The sequence below is a fragment of the Aquiflexum sp. genome (assembly GCF_041751335.1).
GTDB lineage: Bacteria > Bacteroidota > Bacteroidia > Cytophagales > Cyclobacteriaceae > Aquiflexum.
In genome coordinates this window covers 1-4,584 of record NZ_JBGSXS010000035.1, presented here as the reverse complement: position 1 = coordinate 4,584, position 4,584 = coordinate 1, and the positions used below count along the sequence as shown (strand labels likewise).

Annotated in this window: 7 protein-coding genes; 2 read left to right on the top strand and 5 right to left on the bottom strand. The window is 37.9% G+C overall.

The features are described 5' to 3' along the window. From truB to pdeM, 5 genes are all read right to left on the bottom strand, one after another. Positions 1-550 (bottom strand): tRNA pseudouridine(55) synthase TruB (gene truB / locus ACEW8U_RS01995; RefSeq protein ID WP_373520362.1); only part of this gene is annotated, 550 nt, incomplete at its 3' end. Position 551: 1 nt separating this feature from the next. Further along, on the bottom strand, positions 552-1,346 hold the full coding sequence (locus ACEW8U_RS01990) for an undecaprenyl-diphosphate phosphatase (protein WP_373520361.1): 795 nt from the start codon (positions 1,344-1,346) through the stop codon (positions 552-554). 6 nt (positions 1,347-1,352) lie between these two features. Further along, complete coding sequence (locus ACEW8U_RS01985) at positions 1,353-1,562, bottom strand: DUF3098 domain-containing protein (RefSeq protein WP_373520360.1); 210 nt, start codon at positions 1,560-1,562, stop codon at positions 1,353-1,355. A 1-nt stretch (position 1,563) separates the two neighbouring features. Continuing rightward, entirely contained in the window at positions 1,564-2,454 is an 891-nt protein-coding gene (locus ACEW8U_RS01980) for a cell division protein FtsX (RefSeq protein ID WP_373520359.1), read from the bottom strand. Positions 2,455-2,507: 53 nt separating this feature from the next. Continuing rightward, positions 2,508-3,167 carry a ligase-associated DNA damage response endonuclease PdeM gene (gene pdeM, locus ACEW8U_RS01975; protein ID WP_373520358.1) on the bottom strand — a complete coding sequence of 220 codons (660 nt, stop codon included), beginning with the start codon at positions 3,165-3,167 and terminating at the stop codon, positions 2,508-2,510. Positions 3,168-3,309: 142 nt separating this feature from the next. On the opposite strand from pdeM, the gene ACEW8U_RS01970 reads away from it, so the two are divergent. Both ACEW8U_RS01970 and ACEW8U_RS01965 read left to right on the top strand, forming a co-directional pair. Next, positions 3,310-3,747 (top strand): DUF2147 domain-containing protein, encoded by a 438-nt coding sequence (locus ACEW8U_RS01970; protein ID WP_373520357.1) that lies wholly within the window; start codon positions 3,310-3,312, stop codon positions 3,745-3,747. Positions 3,748-4,011: 264 nt separating this feature from the next. Further along, positions 4,012-4,584: hypothetical protein (locus tag ACEW8U_RS01965; protein ID WP_373520356.1), on the top strand; the 573-nt coding region annotated here is incomplete at its 3' end.

Here is a 4,584-nt window from a genome sequence, read left to right as displayed (position 1 = left end):
CAACATCCCTGGCGAGGCTTCTGATGTAAGTGCCTTTGGAGCAAACAATTCTGAAATGTACTTCGGGGTTTTCAAATTTGACAATTTCAAATTCTGATACCGTGACAGGTCTGGGATCCATTTTTACTTCTTCTCCTCGCCGTGCGGATTCATAGACCCTTTTTCCATCCACTTTAATTGCTGAATGCATGGGTGGGATTTGCAAGATATTCCCTGTGAGTTGCTTGACGGCTGATGTCACTTCCTCTAAGGTCAGATAGGAGGGATCAGCTACTTCAATGATTTCCTTCTCAAGGTCAAAACTTTCAGTGGTTTTACCCAAGACAAATACCCCTGTATACTCTTTTTCCTGAGCCATAAAGGACTCAATGGATTTTGTTTTTTTACCCGCACAGACTATCAATAGACCTGTGGCTAAAGGATCTAAAGTCCCTGCATGTCCGACTTTTTTAATCCTGAGGGCATTTCTGACTTTTTTGACCACATCAAAAGAGGTCCATTCATAGGGTTTATTGATGAGAAAAACTTCTCCGTAAGGTTCTTCCTGCATGTTACATATATAATCCTGCAAAGATCGCAATCAGACCAACAATGGTACAATAGATTGCAAAATAGGTCAATTTACTTTTTCTCACCAATTGGATCATCCAGGTACATGCAAAAATACCTGCAATAAAAGCTGCAATAAACCCAGCAGAAAGGTAGCCAAAGCTTGCTTCATTATAAGTCAGTGCACCATCAAGTATATCCTTAGCGATTTTTCCGATGATCAAAGGCACTACCATCAGGAAAGAAAATCTGGCGGCTTTGTTTTTGTCAATACCCAACAGTACCGAAGTGGAAATCGTAGCCCCCGATCTTGATATACCTGGCAACATGGCCACAGCTTGGGCAAGTCCTATTATGATGGAGTTTGTGAAACTAACTGGTTTTTCGGTATTTTTTGCCATATCTGCTAAGAATAATAACGCTGCAGTGACCAATAACATAAAGCCCACAAAAACTATCTGTCCTCCGAAAAACTGTTCCAACTGCTCTTCAAAAAACAACCCGATGATTACCGCCGGAATCATGGAAAGGATAATTTTTACCGTGAATTGGGTTTCTTCGTTCCACTGGAATTTTAGAAGCCCGATGATCAGTTCCACAATATCTTTCCTGAAGACTACCAAAGTGGCCAAGGCTGTAGCAAAATGAAGAACTATCGTGAACATAAGGCTTTCTTCGGGGATTTTGTCATCACCCAAAATAGCAGAACCCAATTCCAAATGCCCACTGGAAGAAACAGGCAAAAACTCTGTCAATCCCTGAACAATGCCAAGGATGATCGCATCAATGATTTCCATAGAAAATTATTTTTTATCGGAACGGTAAAAAATAGCATAGAACTCAAATATGAATCCTGCCAAAGTAATAATGGGTCCCAAGGTGAGACCCAAAAAGCCAAAACCATGTGGTGCACTATCCATCCCAATGATGATAAATCCCAAAGCAATGATGCCAATGCCTATCAGCATCAGGATATAGTTCTTTCTGGTAAATGCAAAATGTGGGTTGTTCATATTAATATAATTCGTCTAAAGACATGTTTAAATATTTGTTTACAGCCTGTAAAGTACTGAATACAGAAAGTAGGATACCGATCAAAATCAATACACCGAAAAGGCCATATAATAAGTTGTAATCCTGAAGCAATGCAAATCCATCAATGTTGGCTTTGGTGTATTCGATGATTCCGAACAAGAGTATGGAAGCTATCAGTCCAGCAAGTAATCCAAAAACCAAAGCTCTACCCAGAAAAGGTCTTCTGATAAAGCCTCTTGTTGCCCCTACCAATTGCATACTCCTGATAAGGAATCGTTGAGAGAACAATGCCAGTCTAATGGTATTGTTGATCAACATCACCACGGTGAATACCAGAATAAGGATAAACCCTCCCATGATCATTGCCACTTTGAACAGGTTTTGGTTGATGGATTCTACCAGATCAGACATGTAGGTCACTTCAAAAACGCCATCTATTGATTCTATCTCTTTCACGATTTCTTCTATCAGTTCTGCTGTCTGATATTCTTCTGCGATGGCAATGGTGTAACTATCTCTGAGTGGATTATCATCGAGGAATTTTGTGAAATCTTCCCCCGTACTTTCCAGAAATGATTGGGCAGCTTCTTCCTGAGAGATAAATGAAATACCAGATTTTCCTTCTTTTTGAAGAATATATGGTTTGGATTCCAGCGAACTCCCAATTTGGGTTTTGTCAGCATCGGTTATGTTTTTATTGAGGAAGACCTGGATTTCGATATTTTCTCTAATAATGCTTGTCAGAGTCTTGGCCTGAATAACTATCACTCCAAAAAGACCTAGAATAAATAGGGAAAGGGTAGTGCTGAAAAGTACTGAAATAAACTTAAATCTTCCCAGCCTGGTTTTTTTTCTTGGATTTACCCTCATGTCGTGAATTAGAATTGTGTCAAAATTAAACAGCTTGGGTTACTAAACCAATCTTAATCAATGAAATTGACAGGAATGACTTTTTTTTCTGCAATTACAAAGGCATTGTCATTTTTACCGCATTTCATGGTGTACAATCCGGTGAATCTCCCAAATGCCGGAAGGATAATCTGATTGGGGCAAATAAAGAAGCAGGGAAGGGTAAGTTTTTGCCTCCCTGTTCCATAAAGGGATATGCCGGGGTGTATATGTCCACAAAGGTTGATTTTGTCCGAAGGGATATTTGTCATTGGTTCATGCGATAAAATCAAATTTCCAATCGTCAACGGTTCTACATGAACCTGCCATATATCTGAACGATAAACCGCATCAGGAAGTATGTCATGATTTCCTTTGATCAGGTGAAAATTGGTTTCAGGATGATATACGGCAAAGGTTTCAAGGTCATTCCATGCAATGTTCAAGTCGCTGTGGAACAAGTCCCCTAAAAAATACAGGTGCTTGGGATGGTAAGTTTGCATCAGTTTTTGAATGACCATTAAATCCCCAATGTGCAATTTCTCAGAAACCGGAATGCCTGCTTTTCTAAAATGTGCTGCTTTTCCAAAATGTGGGTCAGCAATCAAGAGTGACCTGAGCTCTTCAACATAGATTGCCTTTTCAGGAAGCAGATGTAGTGTAAGATTTCCCCATTGCAATTGATATCCATCCATTTTTTTGCCTCATCCATCAAATCCAAATGTAAACGGTCTCATAACCATGGTTTTATGATTTTCACCAAACATTTGAGTCAAATCCCGTGTATAAATGTATGATTTCAGTTTAATTAAAAGACAAATAAAAACCAAAATGACCATGAAAAAATATATTTTGATCTTCACCTTCTTATTTATTTCAGGAATTACCATGTCGGCTTTTTCCCAAGCTGCTGATGCTATTGTTGGCAAATGGTATAATACGGAGAAGGATGCACAGGTGGAGATTTTTAAAGAGGGTGGCAAATACCATGGCAAAATCGTTTGGCTTCAAGATCCGACCGAAAACGGTAAACCCAAAACAGACAAAAACAATTCGGATAAATCCAAAAAAACAAGGCCGATCATGGGCATGAAGCTTTTGACAGATTTTGAACATAATGGAAGTACTTGGGAAAATGGAACCATCTATGATCCAAAAAACGGAAAAACCTATTCCTGCATCATTAAGAAAAAAGATAACAAGACTCTTGAAGTTCGGGGATATGTGGGTATTTCGTTGATTGGGAGGACGGTAGAGTGGACTAAAGCTGAGTAAACGAATTTAATAACATAATTTAATTGGCTGGATCATGATGTGATTCGGCTTTTTTTTATTGGAAAATGATAAAAATCCACTTACTCATACCATTCTACAGCAGGTTTTACTAATGTCGGTTATGAACACTTTAGTTGTTTTGTTTTTTGCAAAAATCCAGAAATAGCTTTGGATTACATTTACGATGTTCTTCGGTAAATTTATTTCACTAGAAAAGGTTAAATAAAAAGATTGAATCCCAATTTACCACTAACATCCAATGCTATGAACACTTTACTTGTTTTCTTAATATTACTTGTAGGCCAAACAGAATCAGTTGAACCCGATACTACTTTTTTTGATCAAAATTTCACACACGCACGTGATTCTAGGGAGGACTCAGTCTCTAAAGTTAATTTGGAGTTTACCAAATACAAGCATAAAAATATTATTTCTAATTCAGGAATACCTATGGAGGAGGGGCAGTTTGAATGGAAGAATATTTACCTTCTTTTTAATCAGTTTGGTTTAGGAATCACGGATAAATTTTCCGCAACTGCTTCTTTTTTGATTATTCCTGACCTAGGGATTATTTCTGATTTTGAAATCGCGTATTTAATTAGTACATCATATGCAATATGGCAAAAAGAAAATATTTATTATTTAAAAGTTTCTGGTTTTCTGGGTAAAGGACCTTTGCCTCAATTTAGGCAACCGGGTTTTTTTGGATTTTATGCATCCAACACCATTGGAAATCCGAGGAATAACTTCTCTTTCGGAATTGGTTATGGGAAGAGTTTTATTACCAAGGAATACAGTTATGATACCGGAGGATATTTGATAACTTCATTAGGAGGA

Coding starts and splice junctions, on each gene's coding strand:
- ACEW8U_RS01985 (WP_373520360.1), bottom strand. CDS start 1,562: ATGAACAACCCACATTTTGCATTTACCAGAAAGAACTATATCCTGATG.
- ACEW8U_RS01980 (WP_373520359.1), bottom strand. CDS start 2,454: ATGAGGGTAAATCCAAGAAAAAAAACCAGGCTGGGAAGATTTAAGTTT.
- pdeM (WP_373520358.1), bottom strand. CDS start 3,167: ATGGATGGATATCAATTGCAATGGGGAAATCTTACACTACATCTGCTT.
- ACEW8U_RS01990 (WP_373520361.1), bottom strand. CDS start 1,346: ATGGAAATCATTGATGCGATCATCCTTGGCATTGTTCAGGGATTGACA.
- ACEW8U_RS01970 (WP_373520357.1), top strand. CDS start 3,310: ATGAAAAAATATATTTTGATCTTCACCTTCTTATTTATTTCAGGAATT.